This window comes from Pseudomonas sp. ICMP 460 (assembly GCF_002723595.1).
In the GTDB taxonomy this organism is placed as follows: Bacteria; Pseudomonadota; Gammaproteobacteria; order Pseudomonadales; family Pseudomonadaceae; genus Aquipseudomonas; species Aquipseudomonas kitaguniensis.
On record NZ_LKBR01000004.1, the window covers coordinates 76,132 to 102,356 of the forward strand.

Annotated in this window: 32 protein-coding genes and 1 tRNA gene; 14 read left to right on the forward strand and 19 right to left on the reverse strand. The window is 58.9% G+C overall.

All coding sequences use genetic code 11. The features are described from left to right. The first annotated feature begins 7 nt into the window (after positions 1-7). Genes AO240_RS04720 through sctU form a run of 9 tightly spaced genes read left to right on the forward strand, consistent with a single transcriptional unit; the run spans position 8 to position 6,953 of the window. Positions 8-919, forward strand: a complete 912-nt coding sequence (locus tag AO240_RS04720; RefSeq protein ID WP_177445775.1) for an FHA domain-containing protein — start codon at positions 8-10, stop codon at positions 917-919. Continuing rightward, positions 916-2,274 carry a FliI/YscN family ATPase gene (locus tag AO240_RS04725; protein ID WP_099235363.1) on the forward strand — a complete coding sequence of 453 codons (1,359 nt, stop codon included), beginning with the start codon at positions 916-918 and terminating at the stop codon, positions 2,272-2,274. The genes AO240_RS04720 and AO240_RS04725 overlap by 4 nt, the downstream gene beginning before the upstream one ends. After that, positions 2,261-2,674: a YscO family type III secretion system apparatus protein gene (locus AO240_RS04730; RefSeq protein WP_099235364.1), complete on the forward strand. Its 414-nt coding sequence runs from the start codon at positions 2,261-2,263 to the stop codon at positions 2,672-2,674. The genes AO240_RS04725 and AO240_RS04730 overlap by 14 nt, the downstream gene beginning before the upstream one ends. Further along, positions 2,671-3,129, forward strand: a complete 459-nt coding sequence (locus AO240_RS04735; RefSeq protein WP_099235365.1) for a type III secretion system HrpP C-terminal domain-containing protein — start codon at positions 2,671-2,673, stop codon at positions 3,127-3,129. Before AO240_RS04730 ends, AO240_RS04735 begins: the two co-directional genes overlap by 4 nt. Next, positions 3,126-4,139, forward strand: a complete 1,014-nt coding sequence (locus tag AO240_RS04740; protein WP_099235366.1) for a FliM/FliN family flagellar motor switch protein — start codon at positions 3,126-3,128, stop codon at positions 4,137-4,139. Before AO240_RS04735 ends, AO240_RS04740 begins: the two co-directional genes overlap by 4 nt. Then, positions 4,136-4,789 carry a type III secretion system export apparatus subunit SctR gene (gene sctR, locus AO240_RS04745; RefSeq protein WP_099235367.1) on the forward strand — a complete coding sequence of 218 codons (654 nt, stop codon included), beginning with the start codon at positions 4,136-4,138 and terminating at the stop codon, positions 4,787-4,789. Before AO240_RS04740 ends, sctR begins: the two co-directional genes overlap by 4 nt. A gap of 7 nt (positions 4,790-4,796) precedes the next feature. Beyond that, positions 4,797-5,060, forward strand: a complete 264-nt coding sequence (gene sctS / locus AO240_RS04750; RefSeq protein WP_058411467.1) for a type III secretion system export apparatus subunit SctS — start codon at positions 4,797-4,799, stop codon at positions 5,058-5,060. A 10-nt stretch (positions 5,061-5,070) separates the two neighbouring features. After that, positions 5,071-5,859 (forward strand): type III secretion system export apparatus subunit SctT, encoded by a 789-nt coding sequence (sctT, locus tag AO240_RS04755; RefSeq protein ID WP_099235368.1) that lies wholly within the window; start codon positions 5,071-5,073, stop codon positions 5,857-5,859. Beyond that, on the forward strand, positions 5,856-6,953 hold the full coding sequence (gene sctU / locus AO240_RS04760) for a type III secretion system export apparatus subunit SctU (protein WP_099235369.1): 1,098 nt from the start codon (positions 5,856-5,858) through the stop codon (positions 6,951-6,953). The genes sctT and sctU overlap by 4 nt, the downstream gene beginning before the upstream one ends. Here sctU and AO240_RS04765 read toward each other — a convergent pair whose 3' ends face one another. The 19 genes from AO240_RS04765 to AO240_RS04850 form a co-directional block, all read right to left on the reverse strand. Next, positions 6,954-7,319 (reverse strand): transcriptional regulator, encoded by a 366-nt coding sequence (locus AO240_RS04765; protein ID WP_099235370.1) that lies wholly within the window; start codon positions 7,317-7,319, stop codon positions 6,954-6,956. Beyond that, positions 7,316-7,519: an HrpT family type III secretion system protein gene (gene hrpT / locus AO240_RS28830; protein WP_099235371.1), complete on the reverse strand. Its 204-nt coding sequence runs from the start codon at positions 7,517-7,519 to the stop codon at positions 7,316-7,318. Before hrpT ends, AO240_RS04765 begins: the two co-directional genes overlap by 4 nt. Continuing rightward, positions 7,516-9,651 (reverse strand): type III secretion system outer membrane ring subunit SctC, encoded by a 2,136-nt coding sequence (sctC, locus tag AO240_RS04775; RefSeq protein WP_099235372.1) that lies wholly within the window; start codon positions 9,649-9,651, stop codon positions 7,516-7,518. The genes hrpT and sctC overlap by 4 nt, the downstream gene beginning before the upstream one ends. A 15-nt stretch (positions 9,652-9,666) precedes the next feature. Then, on the reverse strand, positions 9,667-10,044 hold the full coding sequence (locus tag AO240_RS04780; RefSeq protein ID WP_143505313.1) for a type III secretion system chaperone: 378 nt from the start codon (positions 10,042-10,044) through the stop codon (positions 9,667-9,669). A 16-nt stretch (positions 10,045-10,060) separates the two neighbouring features. Further along, positions 10,061-10,294 (reverse strand): hypothetical protein, encoded by a 234-nt coding sequence (locus tag AO240_RS04785; RefSeq protein ID WP_099235374.1) that lies wholly within the window; start codon positions 10,292-10,294, stop codon positions 10,061-10,063. Between the two features lie 109 nt (positions 10,295-10,403). Next, on the reverse strand, positions 10,404-10,994 hold the full coding sequence (sctL, locus tag AO240_RS04790) for a type III secretion system stator protein SctL (RefSeq protein WP_099235375.1): 591 nt from the start codon (positions 10,992-10,994) through the stop codon (positions 10,404-10,406). Beyond that, on the reverse strand, positions 10,972-11,553 hold the full coding sequence (locus AO240_RS04795) for a type III secretion protein (protein ID WP_099235376.1): 582 nt from the start codon (positions 11,551-11,553) through the stop codon (positions 10,972-10,974). Before AO240_RS04795 ends, sctL begins: the two co-directional genes overlap by 23 nt. Further along, positions 11,546-12,331, reverse strand: a complete 786-nt coding sequence (gene sctJ, locus AO240_RS04800; protein WP_099235377.1) for a type III secretion system inner membrane ring lipoprotein SctJ — start codon at positions 12,329-12,331, stop codon at positions 11,546-11,548. Before sctJ ends, AO240_RS04795 begins: the two co-directional genes overlap by 8 nt. A 4-nt stretch (positions 12,332-12,335) precedes the next feature. After that, positions 12,336-12,701 carry a hypothetical protein gene (locus AO240_RS04805; protein ID WP_177445776.1) on the reverse strand — a complete coding sequence of 122 codons (366 nt, stop codon included), beginning with the start codon at positions 12,699-12,701 and terminating at the stop codon, positions 12,336-12,338. An 88-nt stretch (positions 12,702-12,789) separates the two neighbouring features. Next, positions 12,790-12,957: a hypothetical protein gene (locus AO240_RS28525; RefSeq protein ID WP_158231384.1), complete on the reverse strand. Its 168-nt coding sequence runs from the start codon at positions 12,955-12,957 to the stop codon at positions 12,790-12,792. A gap of 216 nt (positions 12,958-13,173) precedes the next feature. Beyond that, positions 13,174-14,088: a sigma 54-interacting transcriptional regulator gene (locus AO240_RS04810; RefSeq protein ID WP_099235378.1), complete on the reverse strand. Its 915-nt coding sequence runs from the start codon at positions 14,086-14,088 to the stop codon at positions 13,174-13,176. Positions 14,089-14,351: 263 nt separating this feature from the next. After that, positions 14,352-15,452, reverse strand: a complete 1,101-nt coding sequence (ychF, locus tag AO240_RS04815; RefSeq protein WP_058411444.1) for a redox-regulated ATPase YchF — start codon at positions 15,450-15,452, stop codon at positions 14,352-14,354. Between the two features lie 21 nt (positions 15,453-15,473). Then, positions 15,474-16,058 (reverse strand): aminoacyl-tRNA hydrolase, encoded by a 585-nt coding sequence (gene pth / locus AO240_RS04820; RefSeq protein ID WP_049710110.1) that lies wholly within the window; start codon positions 16,056-16,058, stop codon positions 15,474-15,476. A gap of 168 nt (positions 16,059-16,226) precedes the next feature. Next, on the reverse strand, positions 16,227-16,832 hold the full coding sequence (locus AO240_RS04825; RefSeq protein WP_099235379.1) for a 50S ribosomal protein L25/general stress protein Ctc: 606 nt from the start codon (positions 16,830-16,832) through the stop codon (positions 16,227-16,229). A gap of 138 nt (positions 16,833-16,970) precedes the next feature. Next, a complete protein-coding gene (locus AO240_RS04830) occupies positions 16,971-17,912 on the reverse strand; it encodes a ribose-phosphate pyrophosphokinase (RefSeq protein ID WP_003208392.1) in 942 nt (313 codons plus the stop codon). A gap of 46 nt (positions 17,913-17,958) precedes the next feature. After that, positions 17,959-18,033 (reverse strand) — tRNA-Gln (locus tag AO240_RS04835). Positions 18,034-18,070: 37 nt separating this feature from the next. Next, the gene (gene ispE / locus AO240_RS04840) at positions 18,071-18,874 is read right to left on the reverse strand and encodes a 4-(cytidine 5'-diphospho)-2-C-methyl-D-erythritol kinase (protein ID WP_256585848.1); all 804 of its coding nucleotides are present in this window, start codon (positions 18,872-18,874) and stop codon (positions 18,071-18,073) included. Positions 18,875-18,923: 49 nt separating this feature from the next. Further along, positions 18,924-19,541 (reverse strand): lipoprotein insertase outer membrane protein LolB, encoded by a 618-nt coding sequence (gene lolB, locus AO240_RS04845; RefSeq protein WP_058411440.1) that lies wholly within the window; start codon positions 19,539-19,541, stop codon positions 18,924-18,926. A 4-nt stretch (positions 19,542-19,545) separates the two neighbouring features. Then, positions 19,546-21,270 (reverse strand): tetratricopeptide repeat protein, encoded by a 1,725-nt coding sequence (locus AO240_RS04850; RefSeq protein ID WP_099235381.1) that lies wholly within the window; start codon positions 21,268-21,270, stop codon positions 19,546-19,548. A 215-nt stretch (positions 21,271-21,485) separates the two neighbouring features. On the opposite strand from AO240_RS04850, the gene hemA reads away from it, so the two are divergent. From hemA to murI, 5 genes are read left to right on the forward strand one after another with little or no spacing between them, the layout of a single operon-like run. Then, the gene (gene hemA, locus AO240_RS04855; protein ID WP_058411438.1) at positions 21,486-22,775 is read left to right on the forward strand and encodes a glutamyl-tRNA reductase; all 1,290 of its coding nucleotides are present in this window, start codon (positions 21,486-21,488) and stop codon (positions 22,773-22,775) included. Continuing rightward, positions 22,772-23,854 carry a peptide chain release factor 1 gene (gene prfA / locus AO240_RS04860; protein ID WP_058411437.1) on the forward strand — a complete coding sequence of 361 codons (1,083 nt, stop codon included), beginning with the start codon at positions 22,772-22,774 and terminating at the stop codon, positions 23,852-23,854. The genes hemA and prfA overlap by 4 nt, the downstream gene beginning before the upstream one ends. Next, entirely contained in the window at positions 23,855-24,685 is an 831-nt protein-coding gene (prmC, locus tag AO240_RS04865; RefSeq protein ID WP_099235382.1) for a peptide chain release factor N(5)-glutamine methyltransferase, read from the forward strand. Then, entirely contained in the window at positions 24,679-25,434 is a 756-nt protein-coding gene (locus tag AO240_RS04870) for a molybdopterin-synthase adenylyltransferase MoeB (protein WP_099235383.1), read from the forward strand. Before prmC ends, AO240_RS04870 begins: the two co-directional genes overlap by 7 nt. Beyond that, the gene (gene murI / locus AO240_RS04875; protein ID WP_099235384.1) at positions 25,427-26,221 is read left to right on the forward strand and encodes a glutamate racemase; all 795 of its coding nucleotides are present in this window, start codon (positions 25,427-25,429) and stop codon (positions 26,219-26,221) included. The genes AO240_RS04870 and murI overlap by 8 nt, the downstream gene beginning before the upstream one ends. Positions 26,222-26,225 lie beyond the last annotated feature (4 nt).

Below are 26,225 nucleotides of genomic sequence, written 5' to 3' on the forward strand. Positions count from 1 at the left end.
CTCGATGATGTTTGAGTTGAGAGTGCTGAGCGGTTTGCATCAAGGGGCTGCGCTGCCGCTTTTTGGTGAGCAATGGAGCATCGGTGCGCACCCTGACGCTGACTTGATGCTGAATGATCTGGGCATCGCCGAGCACCATGCGCGATTGCGCCTGGTTAACTCCAATTGGTCGGTGCAGGCCGAAGCCGGGCTGTTGCAAGGTGCCGAGGGTCAAGTGCTGGCCCAGATCGCGAGCTTGGCGCTGAACGTGCCGTTTTCGGTGGGGGCCATTCAACTCTGCGTCTCCCTGGCCGATCAGCCCTGGCCCCAGGCACCGGCGCCGGTTGATGCGCCTGCCGTTACGCCAAGGGCTCAGCCGCGTGAAGCGCCAGGCGCGCTGCGCTTATCGTCGATCACGCACTCGCAGCAAAAGCGTCTGATCAGCGTAGCGCTGGTGGTGGTGGCCATCCTCGTGTTGGTGGGCCTGACCTCCACCGGGGAGCGTGAGGCCCAAGCCTCGTTGATGCCGGCCGTGGCGACCAGACACGAACTGATCTCGCCGTCTGAAGTGCGCCAGCAGTTGTTAAAGATGCTCAGTGAGCGGGAGTTGGCCCAACGGGTCAGCTTGCAAGTGATCAATGGTCAGGTCGCGCTCAACGGCGACGTTTCCCAAGACGACGTTGAACTGGTAACGCGCATGCTCAACCGCTTCGGCGAACAGTTTGACAGCGCGGTGCCGGTGATCAGTCGTGTGCGCGTAAACGACGGCGAATTGCCGTTCAAAATTGTTCAGATCGTCGGTGGACCGAACGGCCACGTGGTTTTGGAAGAGGGTAGCCGATTGTTTGTAGGTGATGAAGTGGATGGCATACGCCTGGTGCTGATCGACAACAGCAAAGTGGTCTTCGATGGCGCGCGGCGGTTTGAGGTGCGCTGGTGAGCGAGGATCTGCAAGCACGTCTTGCTGCCTGGCAGCAACGCCAGGCCCAGTCGCTGGCAAATGTTATGCCGGTGACGATGCGCGGTCGAGTCCAGCGCGTCAACGGCATGCTGTTGCAATGTCGCCTGCCCAGCGCGCGTATCGGTGACCTGTGCCGGGTTGAAAAAACCAGCGACGATTACATGCTGGCGGAGATCATCGGTTTCGATCAGCAAGACGCCGTGCTCAGCGCCCTGGGCAACCTTGAAGGCATCCGTGTGGGCGCCAGCGTGCAGCGTCTGGGTGTGTCGCATCGGGTGCGCGTCAGTGATGAGTTGTTGGGCCAGGTGCTGGATGGTTTCGGGCGGCCGATTGCGGGCGACGGCCCGAGTGCCTTCGTGGAGGCTGACGGCCCGGACGCGAGCATGGTGTTGTGTGAAGCGCCGTTGCCGACCGAGCGCCCGAGGATTAATCGCGCACTGGCCACCGGCGTGCGCTCGATTGATGGCCTGTTGACGTTGGCCGAGGGCCAGCGCGTGGGCCTGTTTGCCGGTGCCGGCTGTGGCAAGACCACCTTGCTGGCGGAGATCGCCCGTAACGTTGATTGCGATGTGATTGTGTTCGGCCTGATCGGCGAGCGTGGCCGCGAATTACGCGAGTTCCTCGACCATGAGCTGGATGATCAGTTGCGCGCCAAGGCAGTGTTGGTGTGCGCGACGTCCGACCGTTCAAGCATGGAGCGCGCCCGCGCGGCATTCACCGCCACGGCACTGGCTGAAGGCTATCGACGCAAGGGCAAGCGGGTGTTGCTGCTGATCGATTCCTTGACCCGTTTCGCCCGCGCTCAGCGCGAAATTGGCCTGGCCGCCGGTGAACCATTGGGGCGCGGCGGTTTGCCGCCTTCGGTGTATAGCTTGCTGCCGCGTTTGGTCGAGCGCGCCGGTTTGACCCGCGACGGCGTGATCACCGCGATCTACACCGTACTGATCGAACAGGACTCCATGAATGACCCGGTGGCCGACGAGGTTCGCTCGTTGCTCGACGGCCATATTGTGCTGTCGCGCAAGCTGGCCGAGCGCGGTCACTACCCGGCAGTTGATGTACTGGGCAGCCTTTCACGAATTCTAAGCAACGTCGCCACGCCTGAGCATATCCAGGCTGGTACGGCATTGCGGCGCCTGTTGTCGGCGTACCAGCAGATCGAGCTGATGCTCAAGTTGGGCGAGTACCAGCCTGGCAGTGACGCCCTGACTGACATGGCGGTAGACAGCCGGCAGGCGGTGGATGGTTTTCTGCGCCAGGACTTGCGTGAGCCCGCGCCGATGCAGGCGACCCTGGATCAACTGATGGAGCTGACCGCGCATGTTCCTTTCTGAGTTGGAAACGCTGCGGCGTCTGCGCAAACACCGGGCAGACCGCGCTGAGCGCGCGTTGGGTGAGGCTAAAAGGCATCAGCGCGCGTTGCAGTTGCAAGTTGAGCAGGCCCAGCAAGCCCTTGAGCAAACTCGCCTGCAAGAGGCCCAGGAAGGGGCACAGTTATTGAGCCAGCACCAAGGGCAAGTGATCTCGTTCAAGCAGCTCAAATCGTGGAACACACAAGAGCGCTCGTTGTGCGCAAGTACGCAGCGCGAAGAAGCGCAATTGCATGAGTTACATGGCCAGCAGGAGCAGCAAGTGATCCACATCGACGGTGTACAGAGGCAGGTCACCCAACGTTTGCGCGAAGTTGAAAAGCTTTTGGAATTATCCCGTCTACTGGTACAGGAAGAAACATGAAGCAGGTGCCTGTGAGCAAGTCTGAACGGCCCCGTGTGCGCGAGCTATGGGAAGACGCTGAAGCGGGCAGTGGGGCGCCGGCGTCCTTGGAACAACGGCGCTTGTTTGTCCAACTGTTTGCTAAAAGTGATGATCAAGGCGGTTACGCTTCCACGTTGCCTGGCCTGATGGCGTCACCTGATCGGGTGATGCTTGAGGCATTGGCCGGGCAACTGACGGCGCGAATCCACGGCGCCACGCAATGGCCCTTGCTGGTGGCGCTTTACCTGCCGCGGCTGGGGCGAATCAACGCCAGTGTGCGTAAGGAACCCGGCAGTTGGAACGTCGAACTGGACGCTGAAGAAGAGCGCACCGCGCAGTGGCTCAGCCGTCAGCACAAACGCTGCCAGGACGCGCTGGGCGAGGCTTTGGGGCAGCCTGTCGACCTTCATATCAGGCACGCGAACCCAGCATGATCATGTCAGTTTTAACCTTGCCTTTGGTCGATGCCGGAAGGGTTGCCGCGTTACAGCAGTTGGGCCGCGGTTTACGCATGCCGTTCCAGGTGGCGGATCAGCCGGGTGAATTATTGCTTGAGCCCGGGCGTGCTCCCGCGAACGCGAAACCGTTGTGTTTCGAGAGCGCCATCGGTGTGCTGGCGTGCGCCGAGCCCGGGCCGATGTTCAGCCTGATGGGCGAATGCCCGGTCACCCTGGCAGAGGCCAGCAACTCCCCGACGTCCTGGTTCTGGGAACTGTTTCTACATCACCTAAGCCCGCAGTTGTTAGCGCTGTTTGGTTACCTGAGATTGCTGCCGGCCCCCACAAAGCTGAGCTTTGGGTGTCGCTTAACCGTGACGCTGGGCGCCTCCAGGGTCGCAGGTTACGTGTGGATGGCGCCCCAGACGTTGCTGGCGATGTGCACGGCCGGCCCTTGGCAGCGTACGGCCGGCCCGTTACCGCTGTCGTTTCCGTTGGCAATCGTCGTGACCTTGGGCCGCTTGAGCCTGCAGGTCGAGCAACTGCGCAGTTTGCGTGCCGGCGATGTAGTGATGCTTCAACAGTCTTTTTTCGACGCGCAGGGCCATGGCCATTTGCGTATCGCCAACCATCGCCTGCAAGGGCGCATTGACGATGAATCCGGGCCCTTGTGCCTGAACCTTATTTCGATCGAGGAAACCTCCGTGGACGAAGATTTTGTAATAGAAGAATACCCGGGGCCTGAGCTTGATCACCCGGTGGTGGATGCGTTCGGCCAAGAGCCCTTCGATGAGTTGAGCATGGCGCTGACCGTGCGCTGCGGTCTGATGAGCCTGACCCTTGGCGAGCTGCGCAACCTGGTGCCCGGTGCGGTGTTGGGTATCACGGGCTATGCCCCCGGCATGGCCGGCTTGTATTACGGTGAACGGCCGATTGGTCAGGGGCAGTTGGTGGAAGTGGATGGCCGACTCGGCCTGCAAATGTCTCGCGTGGTTTTCTCCCGATGATATTTCAGGGCATCGACCCGGTTATCCTGGCGCTGTTCTTCGGAGCAATGTCGTTGATGCCGATGCTGTTGATCATCTGCACGGCGTTCTTGAAGATCGTCATTGTGCTGATGATCACGCGCAACGCGATTGGCGTTCAGCAAGTGCCGCCGAGCATGGCGATCAACGGAATCGCACTGGCGGCAACGCTGTTTATCATGGCGCCGGTGGGTTACCAGACTGCCCAGCAGCTCAAGGTGTCGCCGCTGGACATGAGCAGTGTGCAAATGCTGCAAGAGACCGGGCTTGGGGCCATACAGCCGCTGCGCGCGTTCATGAAACGCAACACCGACCCGGACGTGTTGACCCACCTGCAGGAAAACAGCGCGCGTATGTGGCCGCCTGAAATGGCGCAAAGCACCCAGCGCGACGACCTGATCCTGTTGATCCCGGCCTTTGTGCTGTCGCAGTTGCAGGCGGGGTTCGAGATCGGCTTTTTGATCTACATTCCGTTCATCGTCATCGACTTGATTGTCTCCAACCTGCTCTTGGCCCTCGGTATGCAAATGGTCTCGCCAATGACCATTTCCCTGCCGCTAAAACTGCTCTTGTTCGTCATGGTCTCCGGATGGTCGCGGTTGCTCGACAGCCTTTTCCTCTCTTATCTCTGAGTGCCTTATGGAACCGATCGTACTGTTCAAACAGGGCATGCTGCTGGTCGTCGTATTGTCGGCACCGCCGCTGATCGTGGCGGTAATCGTCGGCGTGCTGACGTCCCTGGTTCAAGCCCTGATGCAGATACAGGACCAGACATTGCCCTTTGGCATCAAGCTGGTGGCGGTGGGTATCACCCTGATATTGACGGGGCGCTGGATCGGCGTGGAGTTGATTCAGTTGATCAACCTGATGTTCGACATGATTGCCCGTTCGGCGCTGAACTGAGGGCCTGCACGTGCTGCCTTATCTTGAGTTATTGCCGAGCCTGCTGATTGCCATGGCGCGTATTTATCCTTGTGCCATCCTGGTGCCGGCGTTCTGTTTCCAACATTTACGCGGCATGCCCAGGCACGTCATCGTGATCGTCATGGCCTTGATCCCGGCGCCAGGTATTCATGCAGTTCTGGTGGCGCAGAACTACTCCGCGCTGATGATAACCGGGCTGATGTTCAAGGAGGCGGCGCTGGGCTTATTGCTGGGCGTGTTGTTGGCCATGCCGTTCTGGATGTTCGAGTCAGTCGGCGCGCTACTGGATAACCAGCGTGGCGCCTTGGCGGGTGGCCAACTCAACCCGTCACTGGGGCCGGACGCGACGCCCATCGGGCACCTGTTCAAACAGTTGGTGATTTACTTGCTGATCGCTTTTCTGGGCCTGAGCGTGCTGACCCAAGTGATCTGGGACAGCTATGCAATCTGGCCTGCGACGGCCTGGATACCGCAGCCGGCAATCAATGGCTTCAGTATTTTCGTGGGCATCATTGGCGACACTTTTTCCCACATGATGCTTTACGCCGCGCCCTTTATTGCCGTGCTGTTGTTGCTGGAGTTCGGTGTCGCGCTACTCGGCGTCTACAGTCAGCAATTGCAGGTGAGTACGCTGGCGCCACCGCTCAAGTCGCTGGCGGGCATTGGTATTTTGCTGCTGTACTTTGCCTTGCTTCAAGATCTGATGGTCGGGCGTTTGAGCCTGTTGAGCGACCTTAAACACTCATTGGGGTTGATGTTCGAGGTCTCGACGCCATGAGTGACTCGGGCGAAAAAAAGCACCCGGCTTCCGCCAAAAAGCTGCGCGATCAACGCAAAAAAGGCCAGGTCTCGCAAAGCCAGGACGTGGGCAAATTGATGGTGCTGACGGCGATCAGTGAGATTGCGTTGTTTGCCGCCGAAACCAGTATGCAACGCTTCCAGCAACTGATGCTGTTGCCTATGTCAAGCATGGGCCTGCCCTTCGTACACGCACTGGAAACGGTGCTGTTTGAAGGCATGCTGGTGTTTTTCGCGTTCGCGCTGTTGATGGTTGGCGTCGCGATCATGATGAAACTGTTCAGCAGTTGGATGCAGATCGGGTTTCTGTTGGCCCCGGACACCTTGAAGCTCGACTTCAATCGCCTCAACCCGCTCAAGCAGCTCAAGCAGATGTTTTCCGTCCAATCAATAACGAATCTGTTGATGAGCGTGACCAAGGCGGTGCTCCTCGGCGTGGTGTTGTACGTGGTGATCAAGCCTGCGTTGAACGCACTGATCAACCTGGCCACCAGTGATTTGCAAACCTATGTTCTGGCGCTGATTGCCCTGTTCCGCCACTTGTTGCATGCCTGCCTCGGGCTGTTGCTGGTGCTGGCGCTGATTGACCTGGCGATGCAGAAGCACTTCTTCGCCAAGCGCATGCGCATGACCCAAGTCGAGGTCGTCAAAGAGTACAAGGACATGGAGGGCGACCCGCATGTGAAGGGCCAGCGCCGTGCCTTGGCGCAGCAATTGTCCCAGGAAGAACCGAAGGTCAAGCTGCCCAAGCTGGAGGAGTCCGACATGCTGGTGATCAACCCGACGCACTTTGCCGTCGCGCTGTATTACCGCCCTGGTGAGACGCCGCTGCCCATGCTGGTCAGCAAAGGCACGGACGCCGAGGCGCGCCAATTGATCGAACAGGCGAAGGCGGCCGACGTGCCGGTGATTCAGTGTGTATGGCTGGCCCGCACGCTGTACACACACGCGCTGGGCGCCGGTATCCCGCGTGAGACCTTGCAGGCTGTGGCGCTGATCTATCGCACCTTGCGCGAGCTGGATGACGAGGCCAAGCGCGAAACCCTGGAGTTGCCGGAGCTTGAGTTGCGCTGATCAGCGCCGTGCACGTACGTCCAGGGCTTCAAGACCTGCCAGCGAGAGCATTCGGCTGAGCGTCTTGTCGAGCGCCGCGTGCGATGCCGGCAGCGCCTGCCAGATCACCAGGCTGCCCAGGGCGTCGAGGTAGATAAAACTGCCGTCGAACAGCAAGGCCTGCTCGAAGCGTCGCTCAAGTATGCGCTGCAACTGCCCGGTGTGTAGGCGTTCACGCGCGATGTTCAAGGCCAGCCCCGAGCGCTTGCCCGCGTGCAGTGCGTGCACCTTGACCCCGTGAGCGAGGGACAGGTGAGCGGCAGTGCCGCTCACCAGGTTGTCCAGAAACACCCGACGTTGATCGTTGAACGTTTCTGGAAGACTCATTGTTCCAGGGATATCGTCTGGTAGTCCGCTCGCTCCCCGGTGGGGCCCGGCTCGACACGCGTTTGCGGCGGCCACCAGATCACCATGGTGTTTTTGCTCGATTGTGGGCGCGAGCAGGAGTCACCCTTGCACGTGGGGGTGCAGCCGGCGACGAGCATTACTGCGCTGATCAGGGTGACGCACAACACGCGGTGTTTCATGGCGTAGCCTTCTGAGCTGGAGTGATCAAGGAGGGGCGGGGCACGCCGATGTGTTCATCCTTTACCACCGGACGCATGGCGATAAATACCTCGGCTTCTTCACCCGGTTTGAGCCAGGCGCGCGGCCACACCGTCACCGCCAGGGTTTGCGAGTTGCTGCATTCCTTCTCGTCGACGCGCACATTGCGCTTGATCTGATTACGTACCACCACCACGGCCACATTGAACTGCGGGCCGGCATACCACTGGCTGCGTTCGGTGTTCATGGCGAGTATTTCGCGTGTGTTGCACAAGGTCTCAAGACCCAGTGGCATCGCTGCCATCTTGAATGCCGGAGGAATTTGCCCAGTCACCAGATGAGCCAGGGTGCTGGTGATGTCACTGCGTTTGATGACCGGCTGGTGTTCGGCATAACGCCTGGCCAGTGGCTTGAGTGCGGCCTGCAGCTCCAACTGATCTTCCTGCGGCAAATAGCGTGATGGGTCGGCTTGGTCGCCGATCACGCGCGGGGTCAGGATAAACAAGCGTTCGCGGCGATTGTTCTTGCGTTCGGTGGATGAGAACAACACCTTGCCCAGCAGCGGTATATCCCCGAGCAGTGGAATCTTGTTGCGCTTGTCGTTGCTTTCGGTGACATGGAACCCACCGACCACCAGCGAGCGGCTCTCCGCCATGACGGCCTGAGTACTGACGTTGCCACGGCGTACGTCGAGGCCCAGGCGATCCGGGTTGGACTCGTCGAAGTTACCGTCTTCAATATCCACCATCAGGTGAACTTGGTGAGTGCCACGGGTGGTAATCACCCTGGGCACCACTTGCAGGCTGGTGCCGACAGTGATGGGCAGAACGGTCGCGACCTCTGTGCCTGCGGTCAGGTATTGGGTGCGATTGAAGTCAATCACCGACGGCTGGTTTTCCAGGGTGAGTACCGAAGGGTTGGACACCATGGTTGCCAGGCCGCGTTGTTCCAGTGCGCGTATCTTGGCGAAAAAACGGTCACGGTTTCCGATCGACAATTGCGATGAACTGCCCGGTGCGATTCGCGCGTCGCTGCTGAAGCGACTGTTGCCCCAGTTGACCCCGAATTCGCGCAGTTCAGTGCGTTCTATATCGAGAATAATCGCGTCGATTTCCACCATCTTGCGTGCCACATCGAGCTGGGTAAGCAGCTCTCGGTACATCGCGTGCCGCTCCGGCAGGTCATAAATCAGTACGGCGTTATTGCGCACATCGGCTTCCACGCGAATTCGTCCCATGGACACCGGTGCTCGTGGGCTGAGGCTTGCGCCCGTTTCCAACTGCCCCTGGTTGGCTGTCTGGCCAAGCATCTGCCCCAACATCGGGTTGCTCAACCGCGGGAAATTAGGTGTGATGGGCGACGGCTGGGAGGCGGATGAGCGGTTCGGGCTCATGCTCGAGAGGGTGCTGGGTGAGCGCGGTTCCAACAACCCGCGCAGCATGCTCGCGACGCCTGGAATGGTTATTTTTTCGCCGCGGTAGTCGATCTGGCGATCGCCGGCGTTGGCGAATTTCAGTGGGTAACTGAGCACGCTCTGCTTTTCGTCGGGTGACTTGCGCTGGCTGCTGAACTGCTTGATCTGGTCGATATAGCGCTTGGGGCCAGACACCAGCACCACCCCGTCGTCAGGCAGCTCACCCCAGCCGAAACGGCTGTCGAGCAGGCCGATGTCGGTCAGGGCGCGCTTGAGGTCGGCGACGGTCTCGGAAGAGACCTCCAGGCGTGCGGACTCCTGCAGGTCCAGGGTGCTGATATACAGGGTGTTGTTGTACAAGTACCACTGGAAGCGGTGTTCCACCCCAAGCCTGTCGAGCAACGACTGCGGAGTATTCGCGCGTATTTTGCCATTGACCGTCCCGTCCAGCAGGCCGTCGACTTGCAGTTGTGTGCCAAAGGTCTGGGCGAAGTCCTCCAGTACATCTCGTAGCGGCTTATTATTGGCCTCATAAGCGTAGGCGGTGTTTTTCCATTCCGGGGGGATCGCGGCGAGGCTGCTGTGCAGCGGCGCCAACAATAACGGCAGGGCGAGCAGGCAACGCCAGTGCGCGCGTTTTACCAAAGCCGCGGGCGCGTTTATACGCAAGCGGGTGTGCTTGTTGATCTTGCTAGGCATGACAGGGTCTCTGTTTCAGTGCGGCAGCTGACGTAATGAAGTGGGCTGGAACTTGCGCCCAGCCTGTCTCAGGCGCGCCGTTACGCTGCGCCAGGTGTCACGTTGGTTAAGAAGCACTTCAAGGGATTTCAATAGGTGTTTCTGGCTGCATTGCCTTGGCAGGCATTGCACCAGCCAGAGGTGGCCTGTGGCTGGAGCCAAGGCCAGTGCGCCCTGGAAATGCGCCAGGCTGGACTGACCGAGAAGGCACCAGGACTGCAACGGAAATTCGAGGTCTGCAGGGGTCAGTTGCGCACGCAGCACGACGCGTTGTTCATCGCACTGCACGTTGACCTCATCCGCCTGTTCAAACAGCAGAACAGTCTGTTGCTGGCCACTCAAACAGTCCGTCAACTTTTGCTGCCAGTCACTAGACGACATTGATGGCGGATTTAACCGTTTCGTGTTTGTAGCTGAGGTAGGTCGAACTCACGGCAAAATTGTTGACCAGTTTGGACTTCTGTTCATTCAGAAACTCCAGGAACATCATTGTGTCTTCGCTGCGTTCGATGTTTGGAAGATCGGCACTGATTTGGTCGAGGTTTTTTTCGGAGCGGATTTGCTGCCGGTAGAGATTACTGAGTACGCGTGCGTCAGCATTCATCGCTTGTATCTCCAATGGGGTTCTACTGCCTGTGTGGCGGCTGGTGAATGACCAGTTCCATCGGCGACCTGTTTTTTTAAAAAAGATAGTTTTTTATTGAGCTAAGTTGTCACTTGATTTTCGCCGTGGGTGGCACCGCCACGAGCGTATTGATGGCGTCCGTCCAATTGATGTGAAAACCGCCATCTTCTGTTTCAAGCACCAGCGACTGCGTGGCCAGCCCGTTTTCAACCCGAAGCGTCCACGGCACTGCGCAGTGGAAGCTGAGCCATTGCTCGACAAGTTCGCGGTCCAGCGGGTTGCACAGTAAGTTCGCCTCGACCGCCGGCAGTTGGGCCGCCAGGAGTTTATTGAGCAATGCGGCGAGGCGCTGGGCGGGTATGGTCTCCTCCAGGATGCTTTGAATGGCCGTGTTAACAACGCAGGTGGCGGCATGCTCCAACTCATCGAACATCGCCAAGCGTTCCGCCTCCCAGCTATGCAGTTGGGCATTGGCGCGTTCCCAGAACTCCTCACGGGCAGTTTGCAACAGGCTCTCGCAACGCTCTTCGGCTTGGTGTATGAGCGCCTGCGCTTGGGTTTCGGCGAGTTCCAGCATTTGACGGGCCTGGGTGTAGTCAGCCAGCAGTTCCTTGGGAATCAGGGCCGTCGGCAGGTCGTGAGTGAGGGTGTGCAGCTCAATCTTGCGGGCGCAAAACATGATTGGAATTCTCGCGGGGGGCGCGCAGGGCATCATCGACAGGGGTAGAGGTTGCGCGCCAGATAGTGGCTTGCCACAGGGTGTCCAGCCGGCCATGCGTGTCTGCCAGCTTGGGTTTTTGCTCCAACTCAAGCACCCTTGGGCGAGCAAAGCTCAAGCGCAGCCGTTGCCAGATAACAGGGGGCACCCAGGCCCGTAGGTAGTGCAAGGGGTCGCCGACAGCCAGCGGTATTGGGCCTGTTGGAAGCGCCTTGGCCAAGCGCTGGCACCAAAGAAGCTGTTCTTGATTCAAGCGGCTGTCGGGGGGCGCGTTGTACACCTCATTGACGAGTTCGAGTACGAGTTCCTGTTGTTGCGCGCGACTCAGCACCAGTTTCAGCAAGGCCGCCGAGGTGGGCGGGGGAAGCTCGGGCTCGATCTCGAACATGCTGCCGACCCGGCCATGATGGCTGCGTGAAAGCGCCGTTGTCTCTACAAAGCCGGTTTGTGTGAGCCAGTCGACGTGGGCATTCTCCCAAGGGAAGGCCCACCATCTTGCCCAACTGAGGTCTTCACTCATCAGCGTCGGCTGTGGCAGGCGTTGCTGCAGAGGCGCGCATTTGCCTGCGGCGCCAGACTTGCCAGGCAATACCGCCCAGAATCAACGCAACCAGAGGCGCGAAAATGCTCATGCGCCAGAACCCGAGGTCTTGCTCCGGCACCAGAAACGGGCCGAGATGGATAAGTTGTTGCTGCTCTATATAGGCCGTGGCGGGTACGAACACCACGGTCAGTTTGGCAGTATTGTCGACCGCTGACGCCATTCCGGGGATGCTGCTGGCGACCATCCTGCGCACACGCGGATTGATCTTGTCAGGTTCCAGTCGCGGGTCATGCTTGATGAATACAGATGCCGACGCCGGCTGCACCGGCTCGCCTGGCGCTATTCGTTCGGGCAGCACCACATGCACGCGTGCGACGATCACGCCGTCGATGTTTGACAGGGTTGATTCAAGTTCCTGGGAAAGCGCGTAGATATAACGTGCGCGTTCTTCCAGCGGGGTGGAGATGACGCCTTCTTTGCGAAAGATATCGCCCAAGGTTGAGCGGGCCAGTCTGGGCAACCCCGCAGCGTCGAGAGTACGAACCGCTCGACTGATGTCACTGGCCTTGACCCGAACAGCGACGCCCTCTTTGCCGGGTATCTTCTGGGCACGGATTTGTTTGTCCGCCAGTTCCGCGATGACTTCGTTGGCTTCCGGCTCGGAAATATTGCGATGCAGCTCTACGCTGTCGCCACAGCCCGTGAGCATTAAGGTCGTTGAAATAAATAATAGGCTGATTAGACGGCGGTACATGCAACTACCCCATGCTTGAAATTTTATCGATGCCTTTTGTGAGTGCGCTGATTACCTTGACCCGTGACATGATGTCGATATGCGCCTCGGCAAGCGATTGGGCGAACTCGTTCGCATCCTTGGTATTTTTGTTCTGGCTGGAATCCCTGAACCCTTTGGATACGCGCCTGGATAACGAGTCCGACTCAGTAGAGCCCCACGACACGGGAGGCGATGCCATGGCGGGGGCGACGCCTTTACCGGGCTGTTCGGGGTTGCTTAGTTGGGCGTTGAAAAAGCTGATGTCCGCCGCCCGGTTGATCGCGCCAAAGGCATCGGTTTGGGTGCTGGTGTTTCTGAATTCTGCGAGCCCTGGGGTTGCGATGTACATATGAATCTCCATCGAACGTGTCGATTGTTGTGCGCGGGGTGACGCTGAAAACCTCCTCTGCCTGATGGGCTGAGGAGGTTGGTCTGGCTTAGGCGAATCGCAAAGATTTAATGCGGGCGGCTTTTGCGGTAGTCAGTTCTTGTTCAGCAGTCTTTTTAGCTTCTTCGACTACTTTCCTTTCTTTATCGGCGTTGATTGCATCCAGTTGCGCCTGGCTACCTGCGCTGGAACTACCTGGGCCCGAAATTGAGGACATAAGTCACCTATATAATTTAAATAAAGTCTGATAGCGAGCAGTGGCTATCGTGGGGTGTTGAGTGGCTGTGAAATCACTCGCTTTATAAGTGGCGGATGACAAACAAAGCGTTCCAAACTTTATAGGTATCTGTGTAAATTATTATTTCGTTTTGCCGTTTGGAGTAACGCTGGAGTTGCACGCCAGCGGAACATTCAGCGTGTCGCTCGCTGCCGGTTATATCTCGAGTTGCTTCATGCGGTAATAGAGTGTGCGTTTGGCGACGCCCAACTCAATTGCCGCGCTATCGACTGAATGGTCGTTGCGGCGCAGTGATTCTTCAATCAGTGCTTTTTCAATTTGTTGCAAGCGTGCCTTCAGGCTCATTTCACCGTCGTGCTGGTTGCTCAGGGGCAGCGAAAGCGCGGGTAATCCCAATACGAACCGCTTGGCCGTCGAGCGTAGTTCGCGCACATTGCCCAGCCACGAGTGGCACAGCAACTGTTGCAATAAGTCGCCGGGCGGGGTCGGAGCAAGGCATTTGAAAAGGTCCGCCTCTTGTTGCACCATCTCCAAAAACAAGGGGATGATCCTTTCTCGTTGGTCGCGCAGGGCCGGGAGTTGGAGGCTGACCACATTCAGTCGAAAATACAGGTCGCGCCGGAAGGTGCCTTGCTCGACCATTTGGTCCAGTGACTGCTGGGCGGAAGCAATAACCCGCATATCGACCGGGATAAAGCGGGTTGAACCAAGCCTTTCAACGCCACGCGACTCCAGCACCCGGAGCAGTTTGGCTTGCAGGTTCAAGGGCATGCTGTCGACCTCATCAAGGTACAAGGTGCCCAGATGAGCCGCCTCAACAAAGCCTGCCCGCGACTGCATTGCCCCGGTAAAGGCGCCGCTGTTGACGCCGAACAATTGGCTTTCTGCGAGGCTGTCCGGAATGGCGGCGCAATTGACCGCAATGAAGCTGCCGCGCCGTCCCGACAAACGATGAACCCGCTGGGCCAAGGTATCCTTGCCCGTACCGGTTTCTCCCAGTAACAGGATGTCTATATTAAGTGACGCAGTGCTGTTAAGTGTATTTTCAATGTCTGGACCCTCAATGAGTGAGGGGTCCGTTTCAATTTCCCTATTGTAGGAGTCCGACATCGCATGGGTGCTCCATTATCACGGTGTACTAGTTAGGCAGCGGTCTACAGGCACCGGTCAGCGGAATGGAAATTATAGATTTTTTGTTCTATTTTAAAAGTAGGAACTTACGCGAATGATGTAGGAGAAGTTAGATGTGTTGGGAGGTTAATGCGGCTCAATTGTTTTTCAGGTTAAAAAGGCCTGAGGTTAATCACTCGCCTACAAAAAAGCCGATGCAGTGCATCGGCTTTTTTGTAGGCGGCCAAAGCCGCAAGTAATGCTTACACGTTGAAACGGAAGTGCATCACATCGCCATCCTTGACGATGTATTCCTTGCCTTCCAGGCGCCATTTACCGGCTTCCTTGGTGCCGGCCTCACCCTTGTACTGGATGAAGTCGTCATAGGCGATCACTTCGGCGCGGATGAAGCCTTTCTCGAAGTCGGTGTGGATCACGCCAGCGGCCTGTGGGGCGGTAGCGCCGACTTTGACGGTCCAGGCGCGGACTTCTTCGACACCAGCGGTGAAGTAAGTCTGCAAGTGCAGCATTTCGTAGCCTGCGCGGATCACACGGTTCAAGCCAGGCTCTTCCAGGCCCAAGGCCTCAAGGAACATGTCTTTCTCTTCGCCATCGTCCAGCTCGGCGATTTCTGCTTCGATCTTGTTGCACACCGGCACCACGATCGCGCCTTCTTCGTCGGCGATGGCCTTGACCACGTCGAGCAGCGGGTTGTTCTCGAAGCCGTCTTCAGCGACGTTGGCGATGTACATCACCGGCTTGGTGGTTAGCAGATGGAAGCCTTTGACCACCGCTTTTTCGTCGGCGCTCATGCTCTTCATCAGGCTGCGTGCCGGTTTGCCGACGGTGAAATGAGCGATCAACTGCTCCAGCAGGCCTTTTTGGACCACGGCGTCCTTGTCACCACCCTTGGCGTTACGCGCAACTTTCTGCAGTTGCTTTTCGCAGCTGTCGAGGTCGGCGAAAATCAGCTCCAGGTCGATGATCTCGATGTCGCGTTTCGGGTCGACGCTGTTGGAGACGTGAATCACGTTCTCGTCTTCAAAGCAGCGGACCACATGGGCGATGGCATCGGTTTCACGGATGTTGGCCAAAAACTTGTTGCCCAGGCCTTCGCCTTTCGACGCGCCCGCTACCAGGCCCGCGATGTCGACGAACTCCATGGTGGTCGGCAGCACGCGCTTGGGGTTGACGATCGCCGCCAAAGCTTGCAGGCGCGGGTCCGGCATGGCCACGATGCCGCTGTTCGGTTCGATGGTGCAGAAGGGGAAGTTCTCCGCCGCAATACCGGACTTGGTCAAGGCGTTGAACAGGGTGGATTTGCCGACGTTGGGCAGGCCGACGATGCCGCAATTGAATCCCATGGTGTTTCCCCTCGGTAAAAGTCAGGCCTTCTGGCTGTGCAGGTTTTTCATCGCACGGTTCCATTCACCGGCGAAGATATCCGGCAGCACGCCGAGGGCAAAGTCGATGCTGGCATCGAGTTTTTCCTGTTCGGCGCGTGGCGCACGACCCAGGACGAAATTTGAAACCATACTGGCAACGCCTGGGTGGCCAATGCCAAGCCGCAGACGGTAAAAATTATTCTGATTGCCCAACTGCGCGATGATGTCGCGCAGGCCATTGTGCCCGCCATGCCCGCCGCCCAGCTTGAGCTTGGCAACGCCGGGTGGCAGGTCCAGTTCATCATGGGCCACCAGGATTTCTTCGGGTTTGATCCGGAAGAAGCCCGCAAGCGCTGCGACAGATTGGCCGCTGCGGTTCATGTAGGTGGTGGGAATCAGTAGACGAACATCCTGACCCTGATGCGAGAAGCGCCCGGTCAGGCCAAAATATTTGCGATCGGCCACCAGGTTCACACCTTGGGCGTGGGCGATGCGCTCAACAAAAAGGGCCCCCGCGTTATGCCGGGTCTGTTCGTATTCGGCGCCTGGATTTCCCAGGCCAACGATCAGTTTAATGGCGGTCACGACAGGGGCCCTTCCTTTGGAGTTGTGGGTAACATCGCCGCAACCGATGTGCGGCGAAAGTGGACGACAGGAGCTCACTTATCCAGAGATAAACTTCGCGTTATCGCCCGCTTTCTCGCTACGTTTCGGTCCGCGATGTTGCCTCAAGCTCCGACGTTGCAGAGAGCATTACTCTGCAGCGGTTTCGCCTTCTTCATCTTCAGCTACAACACGTGGCGCGTGGACGTTGGCAACAGCCTTGTCGTCGTTGTGAGCCAGTGCTACGAACTCAACGCCTTTAGGGGCTTTGAGGTCGGACAGGTGAATGATGGTGCCGATTTCAGCAGCCGACAGGTCGACTTCGATGAACTCAGGCAGATCTTTCGGCAGGCAGCTTACTTCGATCTCGGTAGTAGTGTGGGAAACAACGCCACCTTTTTTGATCGGAGCTTCTTCACCAACAAAGTGCACAGGCACGATAGCGGTCAGTTTCTGGCCAGCTACGACACGGATGAAGTCAGCGTGCAAAACGTGGCCCTTGGACGGGTGACGTTGCAGCGCTTTGATGATGACGTTCTGCTTTTTGCCGCCAACGTTCAGTTCGATAACGTGGCTGTAGGCAGCATCGTTTTCGAGCAGTTTGGCAACTTCTTTAGCCAGCATGCTGATGGATTCAGGGGCTTTTTCGCCACCGTAAACTACAGCTGGAACCAGGCTTGCGAGACGACGCAGGCGGCGGCTCGCACCTTTCCCCAGGTCGGAACGCACTTCAGCATTCAGAGTAAAATCGTTCATGTTGTATCTCCAAAATAACCACATTCGCCCCAGCGTTTGCGACCAGCGCTAAAGGCGATATGGGCAAAAAAGCCCCGCCCCGGCAGATTGCTGGGGCGGGGCGCTTTTCGTCAGTGAGATGTTCCGAAGGTTTGACCCTTAGCGGAACATCGCGCTGATCGATTCTTCATTGCTGATGCGGCGAACCGCCTCGGCAACTACCGGCGCAATATCCAGTTGGCGGATACGCGAACAGGCTTGAGCAGCAGCGGACAACGGGATGGTGTTAGTCACCACCAGTTCATCCAGCATGGAGTTCTCGATGTTCTCGATCGCTCGGCCCGACAGCACAGGGTGTGTGCAGTAGGCGAAGACTTTAGCGGCACCGTGCTCTTTCAAGGCTTTTGCCGCGTGGCACAGCGTGCCGGCGGTGTCGACCATGTCATCAACCAGAATACAGGTACGCCCTTCGACATCACCGATGATATGCATCACTTCAGAGTGATTGGCTTTTTCACGGCGTTTGTCGATGATCCCGAGGTCCACGCCCAGGGATTTGGCAACGGCCCGTGCACGCACGACGCCACCAATGTCCGGGGACACGATCATCAGGTTTTCAAAGCGCTGATCTTCAATGTCATCCACCAATACCGGGGAGCCGTAGATGTTATCCACTGGAATATCGAAGAAACCCTGAATTTGGTCAGCGTGCAGGTCAACCGTGAGAACACGGTCGATGCCTACCACGGTCAGCATGTCAGCGACGACTTTCGCGCTGATAGCCACACGTGCGGAGCGCGGACGGCGATCCTGACGGGCATAACCAAAATAAGGGATTACAGCTGTGATTCGAGTCGCTGAGGAGCGGCGGAAGGCATCAGCCATCACGACGAGTTCCATCAGGTTATCGTTGGTCGGAGCGCAGGTCGGCTGAATAATGAAGACATCTTTACCGCGGACGTTTTCATTGATCTCGGCTGTAATTTCGCCGTCGGAAAACTTGCCGACAGAGATGTCACCGAGAGGGATATGCAGCTGACGTACGACACGTCGAGCCAGATCGGGGTTGGCGTTCCCCGTAAAGACCATCATCTTGGACACGCGCAGTACCTAGAGGCTGAGGGTAACCTGGATGAGTATTAGAAAATGGCAGGGGCGGCTGGATTCGAACCAACGCATGGCAGGATCAAAACCTGCTGCCTTACCGCTTGGCGACGCCCCTGTATCTGTTGCAACGAGTGCCTAACACTCGGTTCCTTTTAGAGCAGATTTTGCAGCGTGCGATGCAACATCGAAATGTTGCTTCCCTTTGCTACAAACCCTGTAAGGGTCTCTGTAAGAAGGGCCGAGACTTTATCAGCTTCAGCTTTGCTTGGGAAGCCCCCAAACACACAACTTCCAGTGCCGGTTAATTTTGCTTCGGTAAATTTACCTAACAAATTCAAAGCGTTACGTACCTCTGGATAACGCCTTGCTACAACCGGCAAGCAGTCATTTCGACTGTTTCCCTTGGGAACGGGGCGCACTTTAATGGGAGGAGAGTTACGTGTCAACAGCGGATCTGAAAAAATTTCTGCTGTACTTACAGATACTTGCGGAACAAGCACGACATACCACGGCTCGTCGGGGTATTGCGGGGTGAGTTTTTCGCCTACACCCTCAGCAAAAGCGGCGTGCCCGTGCACGAAAACCGGCACGTCGGCGCCCAGTGTCAGGCCCAGCGCAGCCAAGCTATCAGGGCTCCAGCCGAGCTTCCACAAATGATTAAGACCGAGCAGGGTGGTCGCGGCATTTGAGCTGCCGCCACCAATGCCGCCGCCCATGGGCAAAATTTTATCGATCCAGATATCGATGCCGAGCGGGCAACCTGATTGCTCTTGAAGTTTTTTTGCGGCCTTCACAATCAGGTTGCTGTCGTGGGGCACACCTTCAAAGGCTGTATGCAACTGGATCACGCCATCGTCGCGTACGGCAAAGGTCAGTTCATCGCCATAGTCGAGAAATTGAAACAGTGTCTGCAGCTCGTGGTAGCCGTCTTCACGGCGACCCAGAATGTGCAGCATCAAATTGAGTTTGGCCGGGGCGGGGAGGGTCAGGCGGTCTGCGTTCACGTTATTGCCCCAGCTTGCGCGGTTGCCAGTCCTTGATCACCAGCGTCACATCCAGGTCAGTGCCGTGCAGCTTGATACGCTCGGGCAGCCAGTAACCGCTTTGCTGCACGTAGCTTAAGTATTCAACCTGCCAGCCATCCTGCTCCAGGGTGGCCAGGCGGCTGTCGCCGTTGAGGCTCAGGCGGCTTTTACTGTCGGGTGCGGGCAAACCACGTACCCACCAGACCAGGTGCGAGACTGGCAACTTCCAGCCAATCTGTTCTTCCAGCAACGCTTCCGGGGTGGGCGCTTCATAGCGGCCCTGGTTGGCCACTTCAAGGCTCACCTGCCCAGGCCGACCGGTCAGGCGCGCGGCGCCGCGGCCCAGCGGGCCAGACAAACGAATGTCGTAGTAGTCCTGGCGTTGCAGCCAGAACAACGTGCCGCTGCCGGAATCTTTCGGCGCACGCACCCCGACTTTGCCTTCGATCTGCCAGCCATCAATGCTGCTGAGCTGGTCCTTGTGTTGTTGCCATTGCGCCGGGTTGCCCTGGCCTTCAACGGATTCACGGCTGCCTGTGCCCGCGCAACCGGCGAGCAAGGCGATAAAACTGAAAACAATAACGTGGCGCAAGAACATAAGCTTAAAGGGTCTCGGATCCGGTCAGGCGCTTGATGGTGCCGCGCAGGATAGGGCTTTCGGGTTGCTCCTTGAGGAACTTCTCCCAGATTTGACGGGCTTCGCGCTGTTTGCCGTTGGCCCACAGTACTTCACCCAGGTGCGCAGCCACTTCCTGGTCGGGAAAGCGCTCCAGCGCCTGGCGCAGCAAGCGTTCGGCCTCATCCAGGTTGCCCAGGCGGTAGTTTACCCAGCCAAGGCTGTCGAGCACGGCCGGGTCTTCCGGGTTGAGCTTGTGCGCTTGTTCAATCAGCACTTTGGCTTCGGCGTAACGCGTGGTGCGGTCGGACAAGGTGTAGCCCAAGGCATTCAGCGCCATGGCGTTGTCCGGGTCGCGCTTGATGATCAGCCGCAGGTCTTTTTCCATCTGCGCCAGGTCATTGCGTTTTTCCGCCTGCATGGCGCGGGTGTACAGCAGGTTTAGATCGTCGGGGTATTGCAACAAGGCTTGTTGCAGCAGTTTCCAGGCGCGCTCGCCCTGATTGTTGGCCGACAAGGTCTCGGCCTGGATCAGGTACAACTGGATCGCGTAATCCGGTTCGGCGTCGCGCGCGGCGGTCAGGCGTTTTTCCGCCTCGTCGGTGCGGCCATTGCTGATCAGGATGTCGGCCTGGCGTAATTGGGCTGGCAGGTAGTCGTTGCCAGGGCCAACCTGCGCGTATTCGAGCAGGGCGGCTTGCGGGTCGTTGCGCTCCTCGGCGATACGGCCAAGGTTCAAGTGCGCCGAGTCGACATGGCTTTCGCGTTGGATCAACTCTTCCAGGTAGCCCTTGGCCTCGTCCCACGCCTTGGCTTCCAGGCACACCAGTGCCAGGGAATAGCGCAACTCGTCGTCGTCCGGGTATTGCTGCACCAGGTTGGCGAACTGCACTTTGGCGTCCGCCATGCGGTCCTGCTCAACCAGCATGCGCGCATACGTCAGGCGCAAACGCTTGTCTTCCGGGTACTTCTTGATGCTTTTTTCCAGCAGCGGAATCGCTTCCTTGCCGCGATTGAGGTTCTGCAGCAGGCGCGCGCGCAGCAAAATCGGCGCGATTTCGCCGTCTTCCGGCGGGTTCTGCTCCAGCAATTTGAGCGCGGCGTCGGCCTCATCATCTTGTTGCAACAGCAAGGCCTTGCCGAAAATCAGCTGGCTGTTCTTCGGATGCTTTTGCAGCAGGCGGTCAAAACTTTTCATCAGGCCATTGCGCGTGCCCTGGTCGGTATCGGCAGCCGACAGCGCAAGGAAGTCGAAATGCGTGTCACCTTTGCCCTGCAGGACTTTCTCCATGTAGACCATGGAGTCGTCATAGCGCCCGGCGCGCGCCAGTTGAACCGCCGCCGCGCGCTGTGCTTCGAGATCGTCCGGCGCGTTTTTCGCCCAGATCAGCGAGGTATCGAGTGCCGCCTGGTCCGCGCCCAAGTACTCGGCGATGCGAAACGCGCGCTCCGCGATGCCCGGGTCCTGCGTATTAATGGCCTGGGTTACGTAGTTATCCAGCGCAATGTCGAAACGATTACGCTGGCCGGCGAGTTCCGCCGACAACAGGCTGTACACCGTTTCTTCTTTGAACGAGGAATAAACCTTCGGCTTTTCAGGGACGGGTGGGCTGTCTTCCACCGGCGGCGTAGCGTCCGGCGACACGGGTGCCAAGGCTTGGCAGCCACTGAGGAAGATGAGAGCAAGGAACAACGCGGAAGATCTATTCATATCGGAGAGGACGACTAACCTGCGGTCGGATCATCATGACACAAGCCTTCGGCCAAACATAACCGGGGCACCCGTAATGCTCTAAATCCTGGCTTTGCAGGGGCGCGCTCGCACCTGCATAGGCTCAATGTATAAGGACAATAGACGACGGTGGTTGTTCTGGATCTTTCGAAGTAGGACAATTGACGGCTTCCCGACATCATCAGCGATATTGAATGGCCTTCCTCGCACTCGGTATTAACCACAAGACTGCTTCCGTAGACGTGCGCGAGCGCGTGGCGTTTACGCCGGAGCAGTTGGTTGAGGCCTTGCAGCAGCTCTGCCGGCTCACCGACAGCCGCGAAGCTGCGATCCTTTCGACCTGCAATCGCAGCGAGCTTTATATAGAGCAGGAACATCTGTCAGCGGATGGGGTGCTGCGCTGGCTGGCCGATTATCACCATTTGGGCCTCGACGACCTGCGCGCGTGTGCTTATGTGCATGAAGATAATGCGGCAGTTCGTCACATGATGCGCGTCGCCTCCGGGCTCGACTCGCTGGTGTTGGGCGAACCGCAGATCCTCGGCCAAATGAAATCCGCCTACGCCGTGGCCCGCGAGGCCGGCACCGTGGGGCCGCTGCTCGGCCGCCTGTTCCAGGCCACGTTCAATTCCGCCAAGCAGGTGCGCACCGACACCGCCATCGGTGAAAACCCGGTGTCCGTGGCGTTTGCCGCCGTCAGCCTGGCCAAACAGATTTTCAGCGACTTGCAGCGCAGCCAGGCGTTGTTGATCGGCGCCGGTGAAACCATCACCTTGGTCGCCCGTCACCTGCACGACTTGGGCGTGAAGCGTATTGTGGTCGCCAACCGCACCCTGGAACGTGCGAGCATTCTCGCCGAGCAGTTCGGTGCGCACGCGGTGCTGTTGTCGGACATTCCGGCTGAACTGGTGCGCAGCGACATCGTTATCAGCTCCACCGCCAGCCAGTTGCCGATCCTTGGCAAAGGCGCGGTCGAGAGCGCGCTGAAGCTGCGCAAGCACAAGCCGATCTTTATGGTGGACATTGCGGTTCCGCGTGACATCGAGCCGGAAGTCGGCGAGTTGGACGACGTTTACCTCTACAGCGTCGACGATTTGCATGAAGTGGTCGCTGAAAACCTCAAAAGTCGCCAGGGCGCCGCCCAGGCTGCCGAGGAAATGGTCAGCGTCGGCGCCGAAGATTTTATGGTGCGCCTGCGTGAATTGGCTGCGGTGGACGTGCTTAAGGCCTACCGTCAGCAAGGCGAACGCCTGCGCGACGAGGAATTGATCAAGGCCCAGCGTTTGCTGGCCAACGGCAGCAGCGCCGAAGAGGTGCTGCTGCAACTGGCGCGTGGCTTGACCAATAAGTTGCTCCACGCACCCAGCGTACAGTTGAAAAAGCTTACCGCCGAAGGCCGCCTTGATGCGCTGGCAATGGCCCAGGAACTCTTTGCCCTCGGTGAGGGCGCGTCAGACAGCTCTTCGGATAAAAAACCGCAATGAAAGCGTCACTGCTCAATAAACTGGACGTGCTCCAGGACCGTTTTGAAGAACTGACCGCCTTGCTCGGGGATGGCGAAATCATCTCCGATCAGACCAAGTTCCGCACCTATTCCAAGGAGTACGCGGAAGTTGAACCCATTGCGGCTACTTACACCCACTGGCTGAAAACCCAGGCCGACCTCGAAGGCGCCCAAGCGCTGCTCAAGGACAGCGACCCGGACATGCGCGAAATGGCCGTGGAAGAAGTTCGCGAAGCCAAAGACAAGCTGCTTGAGCTGGAAGGCGACCTGCAGCGCATGCTGCTGCCCAAAGACCCCAACGATGGGCGCAACGTATTCCTCGAAATCCGCGCCGGCACCGGCGGTGACGAGGCGGCGATTTTCTCCGGCGACTTGTTTCGTATGTATTCGCGCTACGCCGAGCGGCGCGGCTGGCGTGTCGAGATTCTGTCCGAGAACGAGGGCGAACACGGCGGCTATAAAGAAGTCATCGCGCGGGTTGAAGGCGACAACGTCTACGGCAAGTTGAAATTTGAATCCGGTGCACACCGTGTGCAGCGGGTTCCGGCGACTGAATCGCAGGGCCGTATTCACACCTCGGCGTGCACCGTGGCGGTGTTGCCCGAGCCGGACGAGCAGGAAGCCATCGAGATCAACCCGGCGGACTTGCGTGTCGACACCTACCGCTCGTCCGGCGCCGGTGGCCAGCACGTGAACAAGACCGACTCGGCGATTCGCATCACGCACTTGCCCTCGGGCATCGTGGTGGAATGCCAGGAAGAACGTTCGCAGCACAAAAACCGTGCGCGGGCCATGTCCTGGCTCTCGGCCAAACTCAATGACCAGCAGACCAGCGCCGCCGCCAACGCGATTGCCAGCGAGCGTAAATTGCTGGTGGGTTCGGGCGACCGCTCCGAGCGCATTCGTACCTACAACTTTGCCCAGGGCCGGGTCACCGATCACCGGGTAAACCTGACCCTTTATTCCCTCGACGAAATTCTTGCCGGTGGCGTGGACGCGGTGATCGAGCCGTTGCTCGCCGAATACCAGGCTGACCAATTGGCGGCGATAGGTGAATAAATGACCATTATTGCCAGCATGCTGCGCGCCGCCGACTTGCCCGACTCGCCGACTGCGCGTCTGGACGTAGAACTGTTGCTCGCCGCTGCCTTGGGTAAATCGCGCAGCTACCTGCACACCTGGCCGGAAAAAATTGTCAGCAGCGAAGCGGCGCTGACCTTTGCCGACTTCCTGCAACGTCGCCGTGGCGGTGAGCCGGTGGCGTACATCCTCGGGCAACAAGGCTTCTGGAAGCTGGACCTGGAAGTCGCGCCGCACACGCTGATCCCGCGCCCGGAAACCGAGTTGCTGGTGGAAGCCGCCTTGGCGTTGCTCGCGGCTACACCGGCCAAGGTCCTCGACCTGGGCACCGGCAGCGGCGCCATCGCCTTGGCCCTGGCCAGTGAACGCCCGGCCTGGCAGGTCACGGCGGTCGACCGGGTGCTGGAAGCCGTGGCCCTGGCCGAACGCAATCGTCAGCGCCTGCACCTTAAAAACGCCACGGTGCTGAACAGCCACTGGTTCAGCGCGCTGCAGGGCCATACCTTTGATCTGATCATCAGCAACCCGCCGTACATTGCCGACAATGACCCACACCTTGTGGCGGGCGATGTGCGCTTTGAACCGGCCAGTGCATTGGTGGCAGGCCATGACGGCCTCGACGACCTGCGGCTGATCATCGCCGCGGCCCCTGCGCACTTGAATGCGGGTGGCTGGCTGCTGCTTGAACACGGCTACGACCAGGCCTCGGCCGTGCGCGCGCTGTTGTCGGGCGAGGGTTTTGAAGACGTCCACAGCCGTAATGACCTCGGCGGCCACGAGCGCATCAGCCTGGGCCGCCGGCCGTGCTGACCGACCAGGAGCTGTTGCGCTATAGCCGACAGATTCTGTTGCAGCACGTCGACATCGACGGTCAATTGCGCCTGAAAAACAGCCGCGCGTTGATCGTCGGCCTCGGTGGCCTGGGCGCGCCCGTCGCGCTGTACCTGGCGGCGGCCGGTGTCGGCGAGTTGCACCTGGCGGACTTTGACAGCGTCGACCTGACCAACCTGCAACGCCAGATCATCCATGACACCGACAGCGTCGGGCAGGCCAAGGTCGATTCGGCCATGCGCCGCCTGAGCGCCATCAACCCTGAAATCACCTTGGTCGCGCATCGCACAGCGTTGGATGCCGACTCACTCGCCGCCAGGGTCGCGGCGGTGGACGTGGTGCTCGATTGCAGCGACAACTTCGGCACCCGCGAAGCCGTCAACGCCGCATGTGTGGCCGCCGGCAAGCCATTGATCAGCGGCGCAGCGATTCGCCTTGAAGGGCAATTGTCGGTGTTTGACCCGCGCCGCGCCGACAGCCCGTGTTACCACTGTTTATACGGGCACGGCAGCGACACCGAACTGACCTGCAGCGAAGCCGGTGTGGTTGGCCCGTTGGTCGGCCTGGTCGGCAGCCTGCAAGCCCTGGAAGCCCTGAAACTGTTGGCAGGTTTTGGCGAGCCACTGGTGGGCCGGCTGTTGCTGATCGATGCCTTGACCACGCGTTTTCGCGAATTACGCGTCAAGCGCGACCCCGGTTGCAGCGTGTGTGGGACTCAACATGGTTAAGAGCGCGCCAGTCGGTGTGTTCGATTCCGGTATCGGCGGCCTGTCGGTGCTGGATGAAATCCAACAGTTGTTGCCGCATGAGTCGCTGTTGTACGTGGCCGATTGCGGGCACATTCCCTACGGCGAGAAAACCCCGGCGTTCATTCTTGAGCGCTCCCGGCGCGTCGCCGAGTTTTTCCGCGAGCAGGGCGCCAAGGCCTTTGTGATTGCCTGCAACACCGCGACCGTCGCGGCCGTCGCCGACCTGCGCCAGGACTTCCCGGACTGGCCATTGGTGGGTATGGAGCCCGCCGTCAAACCTGCGGCAGCCGCCTCGCGCAACGGCGTGGTCGGCGTTCTCGCGACCACCGGCACCCTGCAAAGCGCCAAGTTCGCAGCCTTGCTCGACCGCTTCGCCACCGACGTGCGGGTGGTCACCCAGCCGTGCCCAGGCCTGGTCGAACTGATAGAAACCGGCGACCTCGGCAGCCCGCTGCTGCGTCAGATGTTGCACGGGTATGTCGAGCCATTGCTCAGCGCTGGCTGCGACACGATTATTCTCGGCTGCACGCACTACCCCTTCCTCAAGCCGCTTCTTGCGCAGATGCTTCCCTCAAGCATCATTCTGATCGACACCGGCGCCGCAGTGGCACGTCAGCTCAAGCGGTTGTTGGGCGAGCGTGACCTGTTGGCCAGCGGCAATCCTGAGCCCGCGCAGTTCTGGACCAGCGGTGACGTGTATCACCTGCGAAATGTCCTACCTACCCTATGGAAACATCTTGCAGTTGTGCGAAGCTTTAACGCGTAAAAAA